We start from the raw sequence: 21,676 nt of genomic DNA on the forward strand, positions 1-21,676 counted from the left end.
CGGCCACTGTAGCTCAGTCAGGCGGCATACCCTTTACACGCGGAAGTGCCTGACCAGTTGCTGCTGGTGATTGGCCATTTGATGCAGTAAATCACTGGCCTTCGACGCCTCGTTCATCCGGCCGGCGAGTGTTTCGCTGATGCCACGAATGTCACTGACCCGATGGCTGATATCGTCTATAACGCCGCTTTGCTCCAGTGCCGCGCTGGCGATCTGCTGATTCATCTGTTCGATCACATCCACGGCCTTCGAAATGCTCTCCAGCGCCACCCGGGTTTGTTGTACCTGGATCACGCTGCCGCCGGCTTGTTCGCGGCTTAGTTGGGTGCTGTGCACCACAGCCTGGCTCAGCTGTTGCAAGGTTTCGATCACCGTGCGTACCTGTTCGACCGAGCTCTGGGTGTTACTCGCCAGGTGCCTGACTTCGTCGGCCACCACCGCGAAACCACGGCCCTGTTCGCCGGCCCTGGCCGCTTCGATGGCTGCATTCAACGCCAGCAGATTGGTCTGCTGCGCGATGGCGCTGATGACGTCCAGTACCTGGCCGATCTGGGCGCTGCTATGGGCCAGCGCGTTGACTTGTTGGAGGGTGGTTTCCAGGCGCTGATCAAGGGCCTCAATGCCGCGCTCGGCGGTTGAGAACACCGCCTGGCCTGATCGGCTCGCGCTTTCTGCGGTGGTAGCTGCGTTGGCGGCGCTGTGGGAGTGACGTGCCACTTCCTGGGCGCTGGCGCTCATTTCGTGCAAAGCGGTCGCCGCCAGCTCGACTTCGCGGTACTGACGCTGCATGCCAACACTGACTTCGCGGGCAATGCCTGACGATGTATCGGCGCTGTTTCGGGTATCCATCGACGCGGTCTGGATATCGCGAATAATGGGCTGCAACGTGTCCAGGAAGCGATTGACCCCAGTGGCCAAATGCCCCAACTCGTCGCGCCTGCCGGCGGGCAGGCGCTGGGTGAGGTCGCCGTCACCTTCGACAATGGCATCGAGCAGCTCGGCCATTTTGATCAATGGACGTGTCACGCCGTAAGCGGCGAGCCAGATCAGCAGCATACCCAGGATGCTGGCAAAAATGCCCAAGCCCAGGTTGAGCCAGTTGGCCTCGCGGCTTTTAGCGTCCAGTTCGCTTTGCATCAGTCGGGCAGACGCCTGCACCCGTGCTTGCGCAACCTTGATCTCCAGTTGCCAGGCCGGGTTGCCCGCCACGGGCTGAAGGGGCTGGCGTATATCGAGCGTGTCCCCCGAGACGTTGCCGCTGCGTCCTGCCACTTGGCCCGAGGCCGACATAATGGTGACTTGGTTGTTGCCCTGGTACAGGTCCTGACCGAGGTCGGCGGCCAGCTTCTGTAGGGTGTCGAGGCTAATATCCATGCCCACCACGCCGAGCACTTTGCCGTTGACGATCAAGGGGATGGAAATGCTGCTCATCAGGGATTTCTGGCCTTCCACTTCGATGGTGTACGGCTCGACCACACACACCCGTCTTTGTGCTTGAGGGCAAGCGTACCAGGCGTTTCCCGGTTCGCTGCCGGGGGGCGCGGTGTTCGCGGCGATTTGTGCCTCCCTCAGTACCTCTTGCACCAGTTGCCCCGGCTGACTCTGTGACCAATACAGCGCGAAGCGCCCGGTTTCATTGCCTGCCATGGCGCGTTGGTCGCGCCAGGCGGCGTCAGTGCCGGCCAACGCATCCGGCAGCATGATGACGTACAGGCCGAGCACTTTTTCGCGCTGTTTCAGGGCTTCGCGGGCGCTGCTGATCAGGGCTTCGCGCAATTGCGCGACCGTCAGGCGACCGTTGAGCGTTTGCTCGCGCAGTTGCAGAACCTGTTGCGCAAACCCTTCGCCATATAGCGCGGTTTCACTGAAAAAACGCTCCACCTGTTGGCCATGCGCCATGGCCTGGGCCTGCAAGCGCTCCAGCGCAGCGTGGGCGAGCAACTCGCTGCTCTGCTCTTTAAGCAGCTTTGCACTGGCTTGATTCTGATACGCGCTGGCGCCAATCAGGGCCGCCACTACTGTCAGCAGGCAGAGCCCGCTGAGCAGGGTGATACGCCATTGAATGGTGAGGTGAGCTAGATGCATGGTCGGGGCGTCCTACAAGTGGGCTTCGCGATGATGGGCTGGGGGGCGAGCCCTCATTCTTATTCTGGTTGCCGGCATCCGGGCATAGCACGGCTGAGGCTAGGTTGCAGGCATGACAGGCCAGGCGGCTATCCCAAATCGGCAACTGCGCCGGGATTGAGCGTGCCGCCTCGACCTGTTTTGGGGCGGAGCTTCGGATGCTACCGATTTGGGATAGCGAGCGGCTCAAGGGCGGGCATAGGATCAAATTCAGCGCGCAACTAAAACAAAACGCTAACCGGTGCCGATGCGGTGTGGTCGGGCCAACCCTAAAGCGACTGCCTCATAGAATAAGGTCAACAACATGAGTGTATCTATCCCGGTCAACAGCTCCACGGAGCTCAAGCGTGGTGCCCTGGGTGTGGGCTTCATTATCTTTTTCGTGATTTCGGCGGCGAGCCCGCTGAGTGTGATCGCCGGCGGTTTCCCCATCGGCATCATGCTGGGCAACGGTGCCGGTACCCCGGCCTTGCTGATCCTCGCCTTGCTGGTGCTGCTGGCGTTCTCGGTGGGCTACACCACCATGTCGCGCCACGTGACCAATGCCGGTGGTTTTTACGCGTTCACGTCCCGAGGCCTGGGTGGCCTGGCGGGCGGTGCCGCCGGGGTGCTGGCGATGTTTGCCTACAACATCCTGCAGGTCGGGTTGTACGGGATGTTCGGCGGGGTGGTCAGCGGCACCATGGAAGCCGCCTTTGGCCTGGTGTTGCCCTGGTGGGCTTACTCGCTGATGGCGATGGCGAGCATCGCGATCCTGGGCTATCGCAAGATTGACCTGTCAGCGCGGGTGCTGTCGGTGGTGGTGATCGCCGAGTACCTGGCGATCCTGGTCCTGGACTTCGCCATTCTCAAGTCTGGCGGCGACAACGGCATCAACCTTGATTCGTTCAGCAGCAGCCATGTGTTCAGTGGCACGCCGTCAATCGGCCTGTTGTTCTGTTTCGCTGCCTTTATCGGCTTCGAGGCCACGACCATCTACGGCGAAGAGGCCAAGGACCCCAAGCGCAGTATTCCGATTGCCACCTACTGTTCGGTGTTGCTGATCGGTGGTTTCTACGCGTTGTCGGTGTGGTCGATGGTGGTGGGCGTGGGTTCAGACAAGATCGTGCCGCTGCTGCAATCCTTGCAGGACCCGACCACGTTTATCTACGGCATGTCCGACCACTTTGTCGGGCCGCAACTGACCCAGATCATTCGCGTGCTGTTCATGGTCAGTATCTATGCCGGCCTGTTGGCCTTTCACAACGCCGCCGCGCGTTACTTCTATGCCATCGGCCGTGATGGCTTGTTGCACAGCCTGCTGGGCACGACCCACCGCGTGCACCAGAGCCCGCATATGGGCTCGGCGTTGCAGAGCCTGATCGCAGCGGTGGTGGTAATGATTTTCGCCGCGATGGATGCCGATCCGATCCTGCAACTGTTTGCCTGGCTGTCCAACCTGGCCACGCTGTGCGTGATTTTGCTGATGGCACTGACCTCTGTGGCGGTGTGCGTCTACTTCCATCGCCATCCCGAGCTTAACGTCGGGCTCTTGCGCGGACGTATCCTGCCCGGTTTCTCCTGCCTGGCGTTGTTCCTGGTGCTGGTGCTGGCGGTGGTGCATTTCGACGTACTGACCGGTGCCAGCCAACTGCTGTCATACAGCCTCTGCGCGATTATTCCCGCAGCCCTGATCATCGGCATCGTGCTCGCCGCGCGGCTGCGAAGGATCTCCCCGCAACGGTTTCTCGCCTTGGGCAGCCACAAGCTCTAAGAACGCTCCAGTTAATCAGACAATTACCGCCTGTCGTTGCTCGACAGGGTGGGTCTGCACGTGAAAGGAAGGTTTCAAATGCACAACTACAAGATGCTCATCGATGGCGCTCAAGTGGCCGGCGAACAAGGTCAGTTTGACGTGATCAACCCGGCCACGGGTGTCGCATTTGCCCAATGCCCGGCAGGATCCCTGGGGCAACTCGACCAGGCAGTCGACGCCGCGCAGCAGGCCTTCAAAAGCTGGCGCCACAGCAGCCACCCTGACCGCTGTGAGCGTTTGTTGGCGATTGCGGCGGATATCGAGCAGGAGGCCGATTCACTGGCCCGGCTGATTGTGCTGGAGCAAGGCAAACCGCTGGAGCTGGCGTTTTCCGAGGTCATGGGGGCCGCCGCCTGGACCCGCTACGCGGCCGCTCAGGAGATCGCGGTGGAACTGGTGGAGGAAACCCCCACGCAACGCGTCGAACTGCACCGTAAACCCTTGGGTGTCGTGGCGTCGATCACACCCTGGAACTGGCCGTTCATGATCGCCGTCTGGCACATCATGCCGGCGCTGCGTGCCGGTAACTGCGTGATCAGCAAACCGTCGAGCCTGACGCCGCTGAGCACCTTGCGTCTGGCGCAAATCATTGCCCGTCACGTGCCTCAGGGCGTGATCAACTGCGTGACCGGTGAGCAGGGCTTCGGCAGCGCGATCACCTCGCACCCCGGTATCCAGAAGATTGTCTTTACCGGTTCTACCGCTACCGGGCAGAGCGTGATGCGTGGCGCCGCCAGCAACCTCAAGCGCCTGACCCTGGAGCTGGGCGGGAACGATGCGGCAATCGTATTGCCAGGAACGTCGGTGGAGGCGGTGGCCGAGGAAATCTTCCAGGCGGCCTTTCTCAACATGGGCCAGACCTGCGCGGCCCTCAAGCGCCTGTATATCCACGAGTCGCAGTACCAGGCCTTTGCCGATGCGCTGACGCACATTGCCGCGCGCCAGGTGGTGGGGGATGGTCTGGAGGCCGGTGTGACCTTCGGGCCGGTGCAGAACCTTGAGCAACTGGAACTGGTGGAGGCATTGGTCGCCGACGCGCGGGCAAACGGTGCACGGGTGTTGTGCGGCGGTGCGCGCCTGGATAAGCCTGGGTTTTTCTATCCGCCCACGCTGGTTGCGGACGTTACCGACGGGCATCGCCTGGTGGACGAGGAGCAGTTTGGCCCCGTGCTGCCCTTGATTGCTTACCGGGACGTGGGGGATGTGCTGCGCCGCGCCAATGCCGGTGACATGGGGCTCGGCGGATCGGTCTGGGGACCGGATACCGAGCAGGCCCAGGCCTTGGCCAGTCGCCTGGAAAGCGGGGTTGCGTGGGTCAATTGCCACGCACAGATCCAGCCGAACACGCCGTTTGGCGGCAGCAAGATGTCGGGGTTTGGCGTCGAGTTCGGCCTTGAGGGGCTGCTGGAGTTCACCGGCCAGCAACTGTTGTTTGTGCGCAAGCGCGCTGACGAACAAGGCGTTTGAACCATGTACGATCCAGCACGTCGCCCCCTATTCGGTCGCACACTGGTGTGCTTGTTGACGCTTGGCGCCATCAATCAAGTGCACGCTTATGAGCTGTACAGCGATGACAGTCGTCATCTCAACGCCAACATGACGGCGGTGTACGGTCAGTTCAACAGCCGCTACAACTACGATGGCGCGCCGGGCGGTTCCAGTTGGCGCGAGGGCTTTATCAAGTACGGCTTGAGCGCTGACCAGGCCTTGGGCGGGAATGGCACCGCGTACGGGGCTTTCGCCCTGGTCAGCTCCGCCACGTGGGGCGATGGGGATCCAGGCGGCAACAGCCTGGGCACCGAGCGTAAGACGACGGTTGAAGACGCCTACCTGGGCTGGCGCTCCGGTGATCTGTTTCCGCTGTTGGGCAAAGACGGCGTGGATATTTCCGGCGGACGCCAAGTGGTCAAGGTCGGTCGAGGGTTCCTGATCAACGATGACGGCCTGAATCCGGGCAAGGGCCCGGCCGATGGTAGCTTGAACCGTGGTGGCGCTTACTACCTGGCGGCCCGGCACTCGTTCGATCAGACCGCCGTGTTGCGCCTGGGTGGCCAGGATGGCCTGCATGGCAGCGTGTTGTGGCTCAAGTCGGACAACCGCATCCAGGCCGAGACCGAATTGGCCGCCGGCACCCTGGATTACACCGCCCAACCGGGGACGCTCGGCTTGACCTGGGTGCATGGCCTCGACGTGAACGATCAATGGGCCAGCGACTTTCAGCGCCAGCGCAAGGGCATGAACATCTACAGCGTGCGCGGTGAAGGCGATGCGGGTATCAAGAACGTCAGCCTGGCGTTCGAGTACGCCTGGCAGGACAAGGATACGGGGCCTGAGAAGGCCTGGTACGGCGAAGCCGGCTACACCTTCGCGGATACCGCCTGGGCCCCCAAGGTGACTTATCGCTACACCCGCTATTCGCAGAACTGGGACGCGCTGTTCACCGGTTTGAGCACGGGCTACGGCACCTGGTTCCAGGGCGAAGTGGCCGGCAATTACGCCGGGCCGTTCAACACCAATACGCGCATCCACCATGTCGGGTTGAAGGCAACCCCACTGGAAAACCTGAGCCTGGGCGCACTGTATTTCGATTACGCCACCGTGCGTAAAAGCAATGCGCTGAACCTGGATGGCCGCGAGTTGGACGTGTATGCCGAGTGGGCCGTCAACCCGCACTTGATCATCACCCCGCTGGTGGGGCTCTACAAACCCAACCAGGACTCGACCACCGGTGGCAATCAAGTCGGCGGCAATGGCACCAACCTGTATAGCCAGTTGTCGGTGGCCGTACCGTTCTGAGCGTGACGGGCTAGGCCGTGGTGCTGCTCGGCGGGTTGCGCATGTTTTCGGCAATGCGCCGGGTGGTATCCATGACCATTTCGATCACGGTTTCCTGGCGCAGCAGCTTGAAGCTCTGGCTGCTGCCGACGGCGGACAGGCTGCCGACCACCTCGTCCAGGTCCGCCTGGATGATCGGCGCGGCGATACCGGTCAGGCCCAGGTTGAGTTCGTCATGGGTCAGACAGTAACCGTCTTTGCGGATTTTTTTCGCGGCCTTGGAGAAGCTTGCCCAGTCATACGGGCTGTCCGGGTCGTTGGCCATGTGCTCGTCGAACAAGCGTTGCAGGCGGCGACCTTTCTGGAAGGCGATCAGAACCTTCGATTGCGCCCCGCGGAAAAACGGCAACGGTTGCCCGCGCCCGAACGCAAAGTGATAGGTGTCGGTGGGTTCGGCGATATAGGTGTTGATGATGCGCCCGTCGTAAAACACGCTGGCAAACACCGCCAGGCCCGTTTGTGCGGACAGCTCGTGCATCAACTCGCGTCCGGCGATAAGGATCGGGTCGTACTGACGCATCATCCAATCCAGCTCAATCACACGCGGCCCCAGGCCGTAGCTGCCGGCGTCCACGCGGGTGAGCATACCGGCGTCACATAAGTCCTTGACGTAGCGGTACACGGTTGCTCGTGACAGGCCCATGCGCTCGGCGATGGTGTCGGGTTCGATCTTCAGCGTCTGTGGACCAAACAGGTCCAGGATACTCAGCAATTTGCTCAGGCTGCTCATTGTGTTCCTAAAAGAAAGGGAAGGGCGGTTGTTGCGTACCGGCAGGGATCCGGCCACCCACGCGAGCCCCAAGCGCTGGAGCAACACTACCTCAGTGAGAGAAAAACGCAATCTTGGGCAGGTGTTTTCCCTGATTAAAATTGCATTTATCTCATTTATTGAGAAATACACTAATAAAATGCTTGTTGCTCGTAGTCTTTTGTGTGATAAATCTCATCACTGCAAATGCTCAAGCAAGAGGGCTGAAAATGAATGGTGCGCAACTGATAGTGAATGCGGCAGCGGCAAGCGGTATCGAGTACTGCTTCGCCAACCCCGGGACCACCGAGATTCCCCTGGTGGCCGCCATGGCCAGCGCACCTGCTCTCAAGCCGGTGCTGTCGCTTTTCGAAGGGGTCTGCACGGGCGCCGCGGACGGCTATGGCCGTATCGCCGGCAAGCCGGCGATGACCCTGACGCACTTGGGCCCCGGCTTTGCCAACGGCATCGCCAACCTGCACAACGCGCGTCGGGCCAATACGCCCATCGTTAACGTCATCGGCGATCACGCCTCATGGCATGTGAACTACGACCCACCGTTGGCGAGTGACATCCAGGCCTTGGCCGGCACTGTCTCGGGCTGGGTGCGCACCTCGCGCACGGCGGCAGGTATCGGTGAGGATTTGCAGGAAGCGGTACGCGCGGCGTGGCAGGCCAAAGGTCAGATCGCCAGTTTGATTTTGCCCATGGACCTGCAAGCTCACGCGGTGACGCACAACGGTGTGTTCGCACCGTTGCGCGCGCCGGTTCGCCGATTTGCCGGTGACCGGGTCGAGTCCGTGGCGCAGGCATTGCGTGACGGCAAGCGGCTGGTGTTTATCGTCGGCGATGAGGGTTTGTCGGTTGCGGGCCTGGAAGCGGCGGGCCGCCTGGCGCAACTGCCGGGTGTACGCCTGTTTGCCGAGACCTTTCCGCGCCTGAGCTACCGCGGCGGTGGTTTGCCGGATCTGGATCGCCTGCCGTATTTCCCGGAAGTGGCGATTGAAATTCTTGAGCAGTACGACCTGGTCGTGTGTGCTGGCGTGCCCGAGCCCATCAGTTACTTTGGCTACGAAGGCATCCCGTCGCGCCTCGCCGAACGTGAGCGCCTGCTGACGTTGGCCGAAGTCGGTGACGATGTCGCCGGCGCGCTGACGGCGTTGGCCGATGCCCTCGATGCACCCGCCTACGTACCGACCCCGGAGGGTATCGAACTGCCGCCCGGCCACGCCGAGTTGACGCCGCAGTCCATCGGCCAAGTGCTGGCCGCGTCACTGCCCCACGACAGCATTGTCTCGGTTGAAGGCGGCACCTGCGGTTATCCCTTCTTCACCGCCTCCGCCCGTGCCGCGCGGCATCGGGTATTGACCAATACCGGTGGCGCGATTGGCCAGGGTATTCCGGTGGGGTTCGGCGCCGCCTTGGCGGAACGCGGCAATAGCGTGTTCTGCCTGCAATCGGACGGCAGTGCGCAGTACACCATCCAAACCCTGTGGAGCATCGCCCGCGAGCAGTTGCCGGTGGTGATCCTGATTGCCGCTAACCATCGCTACGCGATTTTGCAGAACGAGTTGCGTCGTTTCGGCATGACCGAAATGGACCCGCAAGCCCTGCGCCTGACCGTGCTCGACAGCCCGCGCATTGACTGGAAAGCCCTGGCAAAAGGCTACGGCGTACCGGCCTGCACGGTGCAAACCAATGCCGAACTGCAACGGGCACTGGCCAATGCCAAGGCCGACGGTGGTCCTTGCCTGATCGAAATGGCGCTGTGAAGGAGTCGATGATGAAACAGTTCGAAGTGCTACCCGCTGTCCAGGCCTTTCTGTCCCAACCGGGCCGCTTGTTTATCGGCGGCAGTTGGCAGGACGCGGCTGCTGGCCGACGGTTTGCCGTGGAAAACCCGGCGACTGAAGAAACCCTGACCGAAGTCGCCCAAGGCGATGCGCGTGACGTGGATGCAGCGGTCGCCGCGGCTCGCGCCGCATTCACCGGTGCCTGGGCGCTGCAGTCTCCCGCCCAGCGCGGCCTGTTGCTGTTCCGCCTGGCGGACCTGCTGGACCAGCACCGCGAGGAGCTGGCGCAGTTGATCACCCTGGAGAACGGCAAGCCTATCGCTGCCGCTCGCGGTGAAGCCGCCAGTGCGGCAACCATCCTGCGTTACTTCGCCGGTTGGCCGACCAAGATCGAAGGCAGCACGCTGCCGGTATCGCCGGCCAGCGGCGCGCCGATGCTCAACTACACCTTGCGTGAGCCGGTAGGGGTCTGTGCGCTGATCGTGCCGTGGAACTTCCCGCTGAACATGTGTGTATGGAAGCTCGGCCCAGCGTTGGCGACCGGTTGCGTGGCGGTGCTCAAGCCTGCCGAACAGACTCCGCTGGTGGCGATTCGCTTGGTGCAGTTGATCGAGACCGCCGGGTTCCCGGCCGGGGTGGTCAACCTGATCACCGGCCTTGGCGCCGAAACAGGCGCGCCGCTGGCCCAGCATCCCGACATCGACAAGATTGCCTTTACCGGCTCGACCCAGGTCGGCCGGCTGATCGCGCAAGCGGCCACCAGCAACATGAAAAAAGTCTCGCTGGAACTGGGCGGCAAGTCGCCGAACATCATCTTGCCGGATGCCGATATCGTGCGCGCCGCCAAAGGTGCCGCCGATGGGATTTTCTACAACCAGGGCCAGGTCTGCACCGCGGCCTCGCGGTTGTACGTGCACGCCAGCGTGCTCGACCAGGTGTTGGAAGAGCTTGAGCGGCATGCCGCCGCCCATGTGCTCGGCAACGGCCTGGACCCGGCCAGCAGCATGGGGCCGCTGGTGTCGGGGCGCCAACTCAGCACGGTCAAGGGCTACCTGCAACGCGGCCAGGAGGAGGGCGCCGAACTGATCTGCGGTGGCGATCGCCCAGCCCACCTGGAGCGCGGCCACTTCATTGCGCCCAGCGTTTTTCTTGACCGCGCCGAGCGTGCCTGTGTCGCCCGCGAAGAGATCTTCGGGCCGGTGCTGACCGTCATGAGCTGGACCGAAATCGACGACCTGGTGCTGCGCGCCAATGATTCGCCATATGGCCTGGCGGCCGGCCTGTGGACCCGCGACCTGCGCTCGGCACACCGCGTGGCGGCGCAGCTCAAGGCTGGCTCAGTGTGGATCAACTGCTGGAACGTGGTCGACGCGGCATCGCCGTTCGGCGGCTACAAGCAATCCGGCTGGGGCCGGGAGATGGGTAAAAACGTGATCGATGCCTACACCGAGACCAAGAGTGTGTTTGTCGATCTGGCCTGAACTGAATAATCACAAGAGGTAATTGCTATGGATCTGGAATTGAAAGGCCGCGTGGCCATTGTCACCGGTGGTGGTATGGGCATCGGCAAGGAAGTCGCACGTTTTCTCTCCGAGGAAGGCTGCAAGGTGGTGATCTGCGCGCGGCGCATGGCGTTCCTGCAACTGGCGGCCGAAGAAATCAGCGCACAGACCGGCAATGAAGTACTGCCGCTGTTCTGCGACACCAATGACATGAAGGCTGTGTCGGAGATGGTCGAGGCGGCGTACGCGCATTTCGGCCGTATCGACATCCTGGTCAACGGTGCCGCGGCGCCGTCCGGTGTCGTGCGCAATGACATCGAGCATGCCGGCGACGATGAGCTGCTGTCGGATCTCAACACCAAGGTGATCGGTTACTTCCGTTGCGCCAAGGCCGTGACCCCACACATGAAGGCGGGCGGCTTCGGTCGCATCATCAACATCGGCGGGCTCACCGGGCGCAGCAGCAAGGTGTTGTCGGGCATGCGCAACCTGGCGATCGCCCATATGACTAAAACCTTGTCCGACCAGCTCGGCCCTTCGGGCATCACGGTCAATCTGATTCACCCTGGCGTGGTGGACACCCCGCATATCCAAGAGCTGTACGAGCGCGAAGCGGTCAAGCAAGGCAAGACTGCGGAGCAGGTCGAACAGGCCTACATCGACGCAACGCCGATTCGCCGCACCCTGGCACCGATTGAAATGGGCTGGTTGATTGGTTTCCTCGCGTCGCCCAAGGCCGCCGCTGTGACGGGCGAGTCCATCGGTATCGACGGTGGTTTGACCCGTGGCATCTATATCTGAGGAGCATCTGTGATGAGTAACGGAACCCTTTTAGTCGCCACCGTCGGCCAAGCGGTGATCCGCAGTGCCGACGACGGCAAGAGCTGGCATCGCCTGGGCCTGGGGCAGGACCTGGAGTTCGACGCGATCACCCGTTCGTTGAGCATGCACCCCGACGCGCCGGAAGTGATCTATGCCGGCACCGATATCGGTTTGTGCGTCAGCCATGACACCGGCGGGCACTGGCAGCAGGTCGACTCACCGTTCAACGGCGAGACCGTCTGGAAGGTGGCGGTGGATCCCCAGGATGCACAGCGGATTTTCGTCGGCACGGGTGCACCTTCGCGCGCTGTGCTCTGGCGCACCCTCGACGGCGGCACCAGCTGGGATCGCGCCCCGGTGGAGATTCCCGAGTTCTGCGACGGCGTCAGCCGTCCACGCCTGCTGGCCTTCGCCTATGACCCCACCGACCGCAACCAGGTGTGGTTCGGCCTGGAGGAGGGCGGGTTGTTTCATTCCCGCGACGGCGGTGACAGTTGGGCACGCATCGATGACCGGCTGCTGTGGGACTACAACTCGGACATCCACAACATCCTGGTACTGCCCAACCACGGCGAGAAAGTCATCGTGGTGGTCTGTGTCAATGCGGTTTATCGCAGCCTGGATGAAGGACTGACCTGGACCGGCATTATCGGCCGGGAAGCCTTCGGCCTGTACTACATACGCGCCATGAACGCGCCGTTGGGCACACAGAACGAGCTGTACCTGAGTATTTCCGACGGTACGCCGGGCACCACCAGCAAGATTCTGGTCTCCCGTGATGCCGCGCTCAGTTGGACCGTGCTGCCGCTGCCCCAGCAGCCCAACTCCTGCGTCTGGGCGATTGCCTTCAACCCGGCCAACCCGCGCCAGATCGTGGCGGGCACCAAGTACGGGCATTTGTTCACCTCCGACAACGGCGGTGACGGCTGGCAGAAGCATTGGCGGGAATTCAGCGAGATCGCTGATGTGCTCTGGACGCCTGCGGTTGCGCAGATCAAGTCCGGGCACCAATCCATCGTCAAAAAACACTGAGGAATACCGCCATGAAGGTCGAGATCCTGCGTACTCACTTATCGCTCTGGGTCAGTGACCCTGACGTATCGGCACGCTGGTACGCCGACATCCTGGGCATGCACGAAAGTGCCCGAGGCGAGAGCTGGGTCATGATGGCATTTGGGGGCAAGCACCACGATATCGCCTTGATTCGTGCCGAACCGGGTGCCCATCAAGGTGGGCTCGGGTTGCAACACTATGGCCTGGAAATCGCCGGGGACATGACAACCTTGCGTCAGCTGTACGGGATGTTGCTGAGCAAGGGCGTCGAGGTGGTGAAGATCACCGATCACGAAATCGGCAACGGCCTGTATTTCAACGACCCCGATTGCAATCGCATGGAATTCTTTCTTGAAACCGAGCATGACGATGCGTGTGGCAAGGCCCGCTTCAAGGCCGCCGGTGCGCCGAGTCGCAACATCACGCTTGATCCACTCGAACCAGAGGCACACTGATGAAAACCGCAAATTTCGCCAGCTATCACATCCGCAAATGGTACAGCTTCGTTGAAGAGACCCTGGCCAATGAAACCGGGCAGTTGGCCGATGGCGAGCCGGTGTTCAAATACGCCGTCGCTGCTGTGATCGCCAACCCATATGCCGGCCGCTACAGTGAAGACCTGTCGCAATTGATCGAGCCGTCGCCGCTGTTGGGTCAAGAGTTTGGCCGGCGCATCCAGGCACTGGCCGGTTCGCGCCAGATTCAAAGCTATGGCAAGGCTATCCTGGTGGGCAGCGCAGGCGAGTACGAGCACGGTAATGCGTTCCTGACCAACCCGGCCGCCGATCCGATTCGCGTCGCGCTGGGCGGCGGCAAATCGTGGGTGCCGTCCACCGGCAAGCGTGGTGGCCCAGGTTCGACCATCGACGTGCCGTTGGCGCACAAGGACGCGTTGTACGTGCGCTCGCACTACGACAGTTTCTCGCTGACCTTCGGCGACGGTCCTTCGCCGGATGAGATCGTCGTGATCTGGGCCTTCGCCACGCGCGGACGCCTGCATGCACGCTTGGGCGGGCTGAAAGCCGAAGACGTAAAAGGCCTTGACGGTCTGCACTGATAAGCGCGCAGGATCAAGCGGTGCTGGACTCAAACCACAACAAAAAAAGCGGTGAATAGCGATGAAGCAGGAGAAGACCCAAGTTGTCATCGTGGGCGGTGGCCCCAACGGCATTACGGCCGCGCACTATATGGGAATGTACGGTGTCGACTGCGTCGTCCTTGAGCTTGCCGACTGCATATTGCCTTACCCCCGCGCGGTGGGCATGGATGATGAAGCGCTGCGCGTTCTCCAGGCAATCGGCATCGCTGAACTGGCGGTGCGCGACATGATCTGCGATGTGCCGCTGCGCTATTACAACGCACGCGGCGTGTGTTTTGCCGAGGTCAAGCCGAGTACCGCCCATTACGGCTGGCCGATGCGCAACATCTTCATGCAGCAGTTGCTCGAAGGCACGCTGCGCGAAACGCTCGGGCAGCGCAGCAGTGTGGTGTTGCGCCAAGGCCATGAAATGCTCGAGCTGGAGCAGGATGGGGAGGGCGTGACCTTGCAGGTGCGCGATGCCCAGGGCGAGGTCTACCAACTGCGCGCCGATTACGTGATCGGCGCCGATGGCGGGCGCTCCACCGTACGCAAAAAGCTCGGTGTTGAACTGATCGGTCTGACCCATGCGCGAAAATGGGTAGTGGTCGACACCGCCAATGACACCTTGGATGCGCCTTATACCGCGCTGCACGCTGACCCGCAGCGGCCATTCGTATGCATCTATCTGCCGTACCAGCAGCGGCGCTGGGAGTTCATGCTGATGGAGGGCGAAGACGAGGCGAAGATGTGCGAAGAGAGCACCATCCGCGACCTGATTCGTGGGCATATCGGCGACGCGGTGGACACGTTGAACATCATCCGTATCCGCGCCTACACCCACCATTCCCGCGTGGCGGCGCGGTTCGTCCAAGGGCGCGTGGCGCTGGTGGGCGATGCCGCACATATTTCGCCACCGTGGGCCGGGCAGGGCCTCAATTCCGGGCTGCGTGACGTGGCCAACGTGGCCTGGAAACTGGCGGCGATCATCCACGGGCGCGCTGCCCATGGGATCCTCGCCACCTATGACCAGGAACGTCGTGGGCACGCCACCGAACTGGTCGCCCTGGCCGACAATATGGGCACGGTACTGGGGCTGACCAACCCGTTGATGGCCGGCGTGCGTGACTGGTTGTTCCAGGCGGTGAACAGCGTAGATAACCTGCGCTCGCACCTGTTGGAGTTCAAGTTCAAACCCAAGGCCACCATCACCAAAGGGTTGGTCTATCACGAGCGTGCCGAACTGCGCGAAGACGACCTGGTCGGCCAGCTGTTTGTGCAGCCGTATATCGAAGATGCCCAGGGGCAGCGTCGGCGTCTTGATGATGTGCTTGGCAATTCCTATGCGGTGCTGGGTTATCGGGTCAATCCGCGCGCGCAACTGAGCGAAGAAATGGCCACGTTCTGGGCACGCTGGGACACGCGCTTTATCCAGGTCAACCGTTCGCGCAGTGGTATGGGGCGCAACCAGCCATTGACGGCCACGGATGCCATCAGCGTGGAGGACGTGGATAACCGCCTCGGCGAATGGTTCTCGAGGGTGCGCGATTGCGTCGTTGTGGTGCGTCCGGATCGGTTTGTCGCCGCCATTACCACGCCTGAGCGGCTTGAATCGGTGTTGCGCAAGTTAGCGGAGCAGCTGTCATGACTGCCGATCATCGCGTATTGAGCCAGTTGGACCAGGCCATGCGCAGGGTGCAAGCCATTGCGCCGCTCCCCCCGGAGGCGCTGGACCTGAACGCCGGGTACGCGCTGCAACGCCAGGGGCTGGCTTTGCGCCAGGCCTTGGGCGAACAACTGAGCGGTTGGAAGATCGCCTTCGCCGGCAGCGCCGCGCAACGGCGCTTCGGCATTGACGAACCGGTGTATGGCGGCCTGACCGACCAGATGTGCGTACAGCCGAACACAGCGGTGACGCTGTCGCGGTTGATCCAGCCCAAGCTGGAGATCGAGGTGGCGATTGTGTTGGGGCGCAGCCTGGCGCCGGGCGAGTACAGCGATGAGGAGATCCTGGACGCGATTGCCGAGGTGGCACCGGCGTTCGAGATTGCCGACTGCCGTTGGCAGGGTTGGACGTTCGGGGTGGGGGCCTTTCTCGCCGATAACGCGGCGGCGGGCCTTTATTGCCTGGGCCCCAGAATCGCGTTCGACCCTGTCAAGCACGCCAATGTGGCGTACCGCCTCGAATGTACCGGCGCGCTCTGTGGCGAAGGCGATACCGAGGGCCGCGAGGACCCGCCGCTGACCAACCTTTGCTGGCTGATTCGCCGCCTGCTGGCCGACCTTCAGCCGGTGGAGGCCGGGCAGGTGGTGCTGTCCGGTGCGTTGCTGGCGCCGATGGATATCCAGCCTGCCACGTACCGCCTGCATATGTTTGGCACGGAACTGGCTTTGCTTTTCACCACGGACAAAACCGCGGTGTGAACCATCGATGCCGTCAAGGATGACTTCAGTCCCCTTCAGGCCAATGACGACAACGGGGCCCCCGAGGAACGACGACCATGCTTGCTGAAGTTCGAACCTTCAATGACCCTCAACTGCATGCCGGCTCCATTCAGGGCTGGCGGCAAGTGTATGACCAACTGGGGCGTGGTTGCCTGACGAGCGGGCTGCGCCAGTTGTCTGCCGAGCGCTTTCAGATCTTCCAGGAAGTGCTGGACAAACGCGTGGTGCAGCGCGGCTTTGCCCCCACAGGGCGACTGTGCGTGGCCATGTCGTTGGGCAGTGCGCCGGTCGTACAGGGGCAGCAGGTGGGGGCGCACAACGTGGTGCTGTTGCGCGACGGCGAGGAGTTTGTGTTGCATGCGCCCGAAGGCACAGATTTCTTCGCGCTTAACGTCGACACCGTACGCTTTGCCAAACTGGCGGCCTTCGAGTTGTCCAATGACCAGCTCAAACGCATAACCACCCGCTCCCAGATTTGCGTGGACGATGCGTTACTGCTGCGGATACGGCGGCGTATCTACCCACTGTTTCGTCACCTATTGCAACAGACGGAGGCTATCAGCACGAGCGCCGAAAAGATGCTCGAAGACGAACTGCTTGGCGCCTTCCTGGACCTGTTCAGCAACGCCACCGATGAGGTGCGTTGCCGGCGCGGCAATTTCGCCGTGAGTGCCTACCTGGTCAAGCGTAGCCAGGAGTTGATCGATGCCAGCGGCGACACGCCATTGAGCATTCTCGACCTGTGCGAACAGCTGCGGGTGAGCCGGCGGACCCTGCAGAACAGTTTCCAGGCGGTGACCGGCATGCGCCCGGTTGAGTACCTGCGAAACCTGCGCCTGAATGCGGTGCGTCGACGCCTGATCGCTACGCCGGCCTGCAGCCAAAACGTCGGCGACGTAGCGGTGACGATGGGCTTTTTCCACCTGAGCCACTTTGCCGCGCATTACCGCGCACTGTTTGGCCAGTCACCGTCGGAAACCCAGCGGGCGATCGTCTGAACAGACGAAGGATCAGGTAGACGCCTCATCCAACCCCGGATCCACGCGTTTGCCGATGTCCTTGAGCCGAGCCAATTGGTCGACCACGCTGGGGGCTTCATCCAGGCAACTGACGAACGTCCACAGGTAAGTCATCACCGAATAGATATGCCCGGCCTTCACCGCAGGCGCCAGTGCCAGTTGGCTGATGGCGACCACAAACAGCAAGGCCGCGAGGATACCGATGGTGAGGAAGGCGATGGCCTCGCGGTCCGACAGCCAGATACGCAGCCGTGACAGCACCTGATAGTGACGGCGCAAGGTGTGGGCACCGACCTTTTCCACCAGGCTGATTTCCTTTTCCAGGCGGTTGTTCAAGCGCTCATGTAAGCGCTGGTTGCGCCGCGCAAAGCCTGGCACCACCGCGAGACACAGCCCCAGCGCCACCAGGCACGCCAGGCCGACCCAAGGCTCAATCACCAGCAACATCGCGGCCGCGCCGATGATCGAGACCAGCGCCGTGGCAATCGTGGGCACGTGTTTTTCGAAAAAATCGACGAATTCCCGTGCCAATACCACCCGTGCGGCGGCCTTCGAGGTGCTATGACGTTGCAGGCGCTGGTTAAGAATCACCGGTACCGCAAGGTCAGCGTAGATACGCGTAAAGGTGCGGGTGTCGAGGGCGCGTCGGGCCGCGCCCACTACCCAGAAGCCCAACACCACGGCGGCATAGAACAAGGCGTTGCCGGCGTCGCCACGGAGCATGGCGTCTACGGCAAACCCAGCAAACAACGGGTAGGCCAGCAGCAGCGCGTTTTCCAACGCCACCAGCGACAGGGTACAAAACAACTTGCCGGGATAGGCCTTGGCGATCGCCTTGAGCGTCTGGCTGGCGGACTGTTGACCGAGCTTGCGGCTGTGCTCAATCAGTAGTGGAGGTGTGACGGAGGGCATGGGCCACCTGGTTTGTGCAAAGTACGGGGGTGGGAACTCAGGGTTCCGGCATACAGACCGTGGGTGACGTCGAGCAGATAACGCGTCTCCTCGGTCATCAGTAACAAGTCGATCTGCACTTCTTCGATAACGATTTCCAGGATGATCAGCAGGCAAATGGCAGGCGCGGTAAACAGCCAGTGGTAATAGGACTGGCTGACCAGCGAGGCGATAACACCGAGGACCCACAGTGACAACACCAGCCGGGGCGCCTGTTTCTGCAGGGGAATCCAGAAACGTTGCAGCCTCCTGAGCTTCGCGCTATAGAGCCGTACGGAGTCTTCAAGCAGGGTCACGTCAATCAAGTTTCGATCGCGATAGTTAGTAGACATACATGCAATCCCAGGCTGAACTACAAGGGGCGGGTGTTTGACCTGATCAACGCGCGCGCAGGCAGCGTCTTGTACAGCCAGGCCAGGTTGACTTCGTTGACTTGCACCCATTCGCCGTTCTGTGGAGTCCCTTCGCAGCTCTTGAAAGCGATACAACGTCCCTGTGTGTCGAGTAAGGCAAAGTGGCGGTACTGCTGAACGCTATTGACTCTAAAAATAGACAAGCGCATGTCGTCACCCGGGACGGTTGGGTTTAGATGGCGACCAGTTGGTCGGGCCAGCTCAGTTCGAATAAGGTGCCGCCGTTGTCCAGGTTCCGGCAGGTCACGCTGCCCCCATGGGACAGGGCAATTGCGCGCACGACGGCGAGCCCCAGGCCGCTGCCACCCTGGGCGCGGGATCGCGAGCTTTCCCCGCGCTGGAACGGCTCAAAGATGTGCGCTGCAAACGCTTCTTCAATCCCTGGGCCTTCGTCCTCGACACTCAGGGCATTCAGGCCATCCTGGCTGCTCAGGCGCACCGTGACATTGCCTGGGGTTGCATGCCGTTTCAGGTTGTCCAGCATGGCCAGCAACGCTTGGCGGATCCTGGCCGGATCACACTGGATGGGCCGTTCGAGCAGGTCCAGATGCAGCACGAACCCGGCGGCAAGAAGGCCTGGTTCAAACAGGCGGGCGTCTGCCTCGATTTCCTGGGCCAGGTTGGCACTTTGGATCTGGATTTCGAGGTAGCCGTTGTCCGCCAGGCCCACGACCCGCAGGTCTTCGATCAGGCGCGTCAGGCCTTCCACCTGGTTCAGCAGGCTGTAGAACTGCGCCTGGTCCGGCGTGAACACGCCTTCTGCCAACCCTTGCAAGCGGCCACGCAGGATGGTCAGCGGGGTGCGCAGTTCATGCGCAATCGCGGCGTTCCAGAAAGATTGTTCTTCAGCCATGCGTTTCAAGCGTTTAGCCATACTGTTGAAGTCATCCACTAACAGGGAGGCCTCAGCCAATGAGCGGTCGGAGGCCGTCGCCCGGGCATCGAGGTCACCGTCGGCAAGGCGGCGCAGGCTGGCCGCGACCGAGTTCAAGGGCATCAGAATGCGTCGGGACAGTTTGATCGCCACCACGGCCCCCACCGCCAGGCTGATGCAGGTGATCAGTGCCATCCATGCCCACTCCATCCCGGAGGGCAGCCATTCGTCCATGTCCAGATCCGACGGCGGCCAGAACATCCAGAGCAGCGCGTAAAACACGTAGGAACCGACCACCGACAGTGCGATCACGCAGAGCACCACGGTAGACATCGACAAGATGATCTGTCGGCTCAAGCTGTTGGCGATATTCATGGGTTGTTCCCGAACCGGTAGCCGACCCCACGGATACTGGTCGGTACGCCCTGTAGACCCAGGTCTTCGATTTTGCGCCGCAACTTGCTGATATGGCTGTCCACCGTACGCTCCAGGCTGTCACTCTCGGGCGAACACAGGGCCAGCAATTCAGCGCGACTGAAGACGCGCTTGGGCGCCTTGGCCAGCTGTGCCAATAGCCTGAACTCCGTCACGGTCAGGTTGAGCGAATGCTTATGTGCCCCGATCTGCACATTGACTTCATGGCTGTCGATATCGATTTCAAAGGCATTTACCCGCAGCACACTCTGGCGCGCACCGTAGCCGTGATCGAGCGAACGACGCAGCACCGCCTGGGTCCTGGCGACGACTTCGGCGGGGTTGAACGGCTTGACAATGTAGTCGTCGGCACCGATACGCAGCCCCATCAACTTGTCCACGTCCTGGTCCTGGGCGGTCAGCATGATCACCGGCGTGGTACCCCGGTGGCGGATCTCGGCCAGTACCATCCAACCGTCCAGTTTCGGCATCAGCACGTCCAGCAACACCAGGTCGGGCTTGAGCGATTGATGCAGTTCAAGGGCACGGCGCCCATCCAGGGCATGGGCGATCTGGAAGCCACTGCGCTTGAGATAGGCCGTCAGGATGTCGGCGATTTCGGGCTCGTCTTCAGCGATCAATATCAACGCCTGGCGTTTATCCGCGAAGTCCGTTGGCGTCGATTCAAGGTGCGATTCAGTCATGGTTGGCTCGGTCGTGCTGTTCGGTCATTACAGTATGGCGAATTACCCTGTAACGACGAAGGCTACTGTGCACCACGAGCATGCGCTTTCATGGGAGGTTTTATGGAGAAACGATGGAGACGCGGGTTTATTTGCCAACAGCCTGATCAGGCGTAGCTGATCCTGTCGCTGTAGGCGTTTTGCGTCATCTTGCGCTGGTAGTCGCAGGGGGTGGTGCTGACCAGTTTCTTGAAGTCGCGCAGGAAGTGAGATTGATCGGAAAAGCCCAGGTCGAGGGCCAACTGCGAAAACGACACATCGTGCTGGGTATTGAGGGTGTCCAGGGCCGCCTGGCAGCGGATGATCCGGCAAAACGTCTTGGGTGACATACCGGTGTCCTGGTTGAACTGGCGGTGCAAGGTGCGGCTGGTGTAGCCGCTGAGGTCTTCGAGTTGCTGGACGCGAATATCGCCGCGATGGCGCATCGCCTGCTGGATGATCATGGCGGTGAGTTTCGAGGTCTTGCCCATCAGGCGTGGGGTCAGGTAGTCGTTGAACAGTCGCATCTGATCGCCCAGCAGCGGTGTCTGGACGATGCTTTCGAAGATGCGTTGGGCGAACTCGGAGACCTCCAGCAGGTCCAGTTCGCGTTCGGTCAACTCTTCTGCGAGCACATTGACGAAGCCCGGAATAACGCCCGGTGAGAAGCGTACGCCGAAGTAATGGTGGTGCTGGTGCAACTCGACCGCCTGGGCAACCAACGGCGTGCCACAGATCCGCGCGGTAGGGCGCGTCGCATCACAGTCGAACAAGATATCTACGCAGCCGTCCGGGACGGCCAGCAGGTTGGCCGATTGCGCCACATCGAAGGCATAGAAGTGCGAAATCGCCGGATGTGCGCAAGGCATCACCGAATAGCGTGAAGAGTTGAGCACGAACCAAGGCTGTTCGTTCGCGGTGTGGTGCCGGGGAGTCGGCACGTTCTGTTTGATCATGGTTGCACCTTGGGAAGGCAGCGCTACGGGAAGTTTAACGCATTTATCGCGCCAACTATCGTCCTACCAGACTGAGCGGCATGTCCGAAATTTACAATACCGCCAACATCTCCCGCCTGATACTCGATCTCG

General features: G+C 61.6%; 19 protein-coding genes. 12 read left to right on the forward strand and 7 right to left on the reverse strand.

Going from position 1 to position 21,676, the window contains the following annotated elements; translation table 11 throughout:
* Window positions 1-33: 33 nt before the first annotated feature.
* Window positions 34-2,085: a methyl-accepting chemotaxis protein gene (locus QU606_RS19175; RefSeq protein ID WP_304997339.1), complete on the reverse strand. Its 2,052-nt coding sequence runs from the start codon at window positions 2,083-2,085 to the stop codon at window positions 34-36.
* Between the two features lie 343 nt (window positions 2,086-2,428).
* Here QU606_RS19175 and QU606_RS19180 point away from each other — a divergent pair, with 343 nt between their 5' ends.
* The 3 genes from QU606_RS19180 to QU606_RS19190 all read left to right on the forward strand — a co-directional run bounded on the left by QU606_RS19180 (window position 2,429) and on the right by QU606_RS19190 (window position 6,715).
* Entirely contained in the window at window positions 2,429-3,877 is a 1,449-nt protein-coding gene (locus QU606_RS19180) for an APC family permease (RefSeq protein ID WP_102623359.1), read from the forward strand.
* Window positions 3,878-3,955: 78 nt separating this feature from the next.
* On the forward strand, window positions 3,956-5,386 hold the full coding sequence (locus tag QU606_RS19185; protein WP_304997340.1) for an aldehyde dehydrogenase family protein: 1,431 nt from the start codon (window positions 3,956-3,958) through the stop codon (window positions 5,384-5,386).
* A 3-nt stretch (window positions 5,387-5,389) separates the two neighbouring features.
* Complete coding sequence (locus QU606_RS19190) at window positions 5,390-6,715, forward strand: hypothetical protein (RefSeq protein WP_172831350.1); 1,326 nt, start codon at window positions 5,390-5,392, stop codon at window positions 6,713-6,715.
* Between the two features lie 10 nt (window positions 6,716-6,725).
* Here the strand turns inward: QU606_RS19190 and QU606_RS19195 are convergent, their stop codons facing one another.
* Window positions 6,726-7,484 (reverse strand): IclR family transcriptional regulator, encoded by a 759-nt coding sequence (locus QU606_RS19195; RefSeq protein ID WP_024075461.1) that lies wholly within the window; start codon window positions 7,482-7,484, stop codon window positions 6,726-6,728.
* Window positions 7,485-7,732: 248 nt separating this feature from the next.
* Between QU606_RS19195 and QU606_RS19200 the strand changes: the two genes are divergently transcribed.
* From QU606_RS19200 to QU606_RS19240, 9 genes are all read left to right on the forward strand, one after another.
* A complete protein-coding gene (locus QU606_RS19200; protein WP_024075460.1) occupies window positions 7,733-9,274 on the forward strand; it encodes an acetolactate synthase large subunit in 1,542 nt (513 codons plus the stop codon).
* 11 nt (window positions 9,275-9,285) lie between these two features.
* Complete coding sequence (locus QU606_RS19205) at window positions 9,286-10,776, forward strand: aldehyde dehydrogenase family protein (protein ID WP_024075459.1); 1,491 nt, start codon at window positions 9,286-9,288, stop codon at window positions 10,774-10,776.
* Between the two features lie 27 nt (window positions 10,777-10,803).
* Window positions 10,804-11,598, forward strand: a complete 795-nt coding sequence (locus tag QU606_RS19210; protein WP_024075458.1) for an SDR family NAD(P)-dependent oxidoreductase — start codon at window positions 10,804-10,806, stop codon at window positions 11,596-11,598.
* A gap of 12 nt (window positions 11,599-11,610) precedes the next feature.
* Entirely contained in the window at window positions 11,611-12,651 is a 1,041-nt protein-coding gene (locus QU606_RS19215; RefSeq protein ID WP_041160939.1) for a YCF48-related protein, read from the forward strand.
* Window positions 12,652-12,662: 11 nt separating this feature from the next.
* Complete coding sequence (locus tag QU606_RS19220) at window positions 12,663-13,127, forward strand: VOC family protein (RefSeq protein ID WP_304997341.1); 465 nt, start codon at window positions 12,663-12,665, stop codon at window positions 13,125-13,127.
* Entirely contained in the window at window positions 13,127-13,729 is a 603-nt protein-coding gene (locus QU606_RS19225) for an amino acid synthesis family protein (protein ID WP_024075455.1), read from the forward strand. Before QU606_RS19220 ends, QU606_RS19225 begins: the two co-directional genes overlap by 1 nt.
* Before the next feature lie 61 nt (window positions 13,730-13,790).
* The gene (locus QU606_RS19230) at window positions 13,791-15,398 is read left to right on the forward strand and encodes a bifunctional 3-(3-hydroxy-phenyl)propionate/3-hydroxycinnamic acid hydroxylase (protein ID WP_024075454.1); all 1,608 of its coding nucleotides are present in this window, start codon (window positions 13,791-13,793) and stop codon (window positions 15,396-15,398) included.
* Entirely contained in the window at window positions 15,395-16,174 is a 780-nt protein-coding gene (locus QU606_RS19235) for a 2-keto-4-pentenoate hydratase (RefSeq protein ID WP_304997342.1), read from the forward strand. The genes QU606_RS19230 and QU606_RS19235 overlap by 4 nt, the downstream gene beginning before the upstream one ends.
* A gap of 77 nt (window positions 16,175-16,251) precedes the next feature.
* Window positions 16,252-17,193, forward strand: a complete 942-nt coding sequence (locus QU606_RS19240) for a helix-turn-helix domain-containing protein (RefSeq protein WP_304997343.1) — start codon at window positions 16,252-16,254, stop codon at window positions 17,191-17,193.
* A 12-nt stretch (window positions 17,194-17,205) separates the two neighbouring features.
* On the opposite strand, the gene QU606_RS19245 is transcribed toward QU606_RS19240, so the two are convergent.
* From QU606_RS19245 to QU606_RS19270, 5 genes are all read right to left on the reverse strand, one after another.
* Window positions 17,206-18,126: an ABC transporter six-transmembrane domain-containing protein gene (locus tag QU606_RS19245; RefSeq protein ID WP_024075451.1), complete on the reverse strand. Its 921-nt coding sequence runs from the start codon at window positions 18,124-18,126 to the stop codon at window positions 17,206-17,208.
* Window positions 18,099-18,497: a hypothetical protein gene (locus tag QU606_RS19250; protein ID WP_304997344.1), complete on the reverse strand. Its 399-nt coding sequence runs from the start codon at window positions 18,495-18,497 to the stop codon at window positions 18,099-18,101. The genes QU606_RS19245 and QU606_RS19250 overlap by 28 nt, the downstream gene beginning before the upstream one ends.
* Before the next feature lie 253 nt (window positions 18,498-18,750).
* Window positions 18,751-19,827, reverse strand: coding sequence for an ATP-binding protein (locus QU606_RS19260; RefSeq protein ID WP_304997346.1), 1,077 nt, complete (start codon window positions 19,825-19,827; stop codon window positions 18,751-18,753).
* On the reverse strand, window positions 19,824-20,570 hold the full coding sequence (locus QU606_RS19265; RefSeq protein ID WP_024075447.1) for a response regulator: 747 nt from the start codon (window positions 20,568-20,570) through the stop codon (window positions 19,824-19,826). Before QU606_RS19265 ends, QU606_RS19260 begins: the two co-directional genes overlap by 4 nt.
* A gap of 146 nt (window positions 20,571-20,716) precedes the next feature.
* Window positions 20,717-21,544 (reverse strand): AraC family transcriptional regulator, encoded by an 828-nt coding sequence (locus QU606_RS19270; RefSeq protein ID WP_024075446.1) that lies wholly within the window; start codon window positions 21,542-21,544, stop codon window positions 20,717-20,719.
* Window positions 21,545-21,676 lie beyond the last annotated feature (132 nt).

It is taken from the genome of Pseudomonas sp. OVF7, from assembly GCF_030644265.1.
Taxonomy (GTDB): Bacteria; Pseudomonadota; Gammaproteobacteria; order Pseudomonadales; family Pseudomonadaceae; genus Aquipseudomonas; species Aquipseudomonas gorinensis.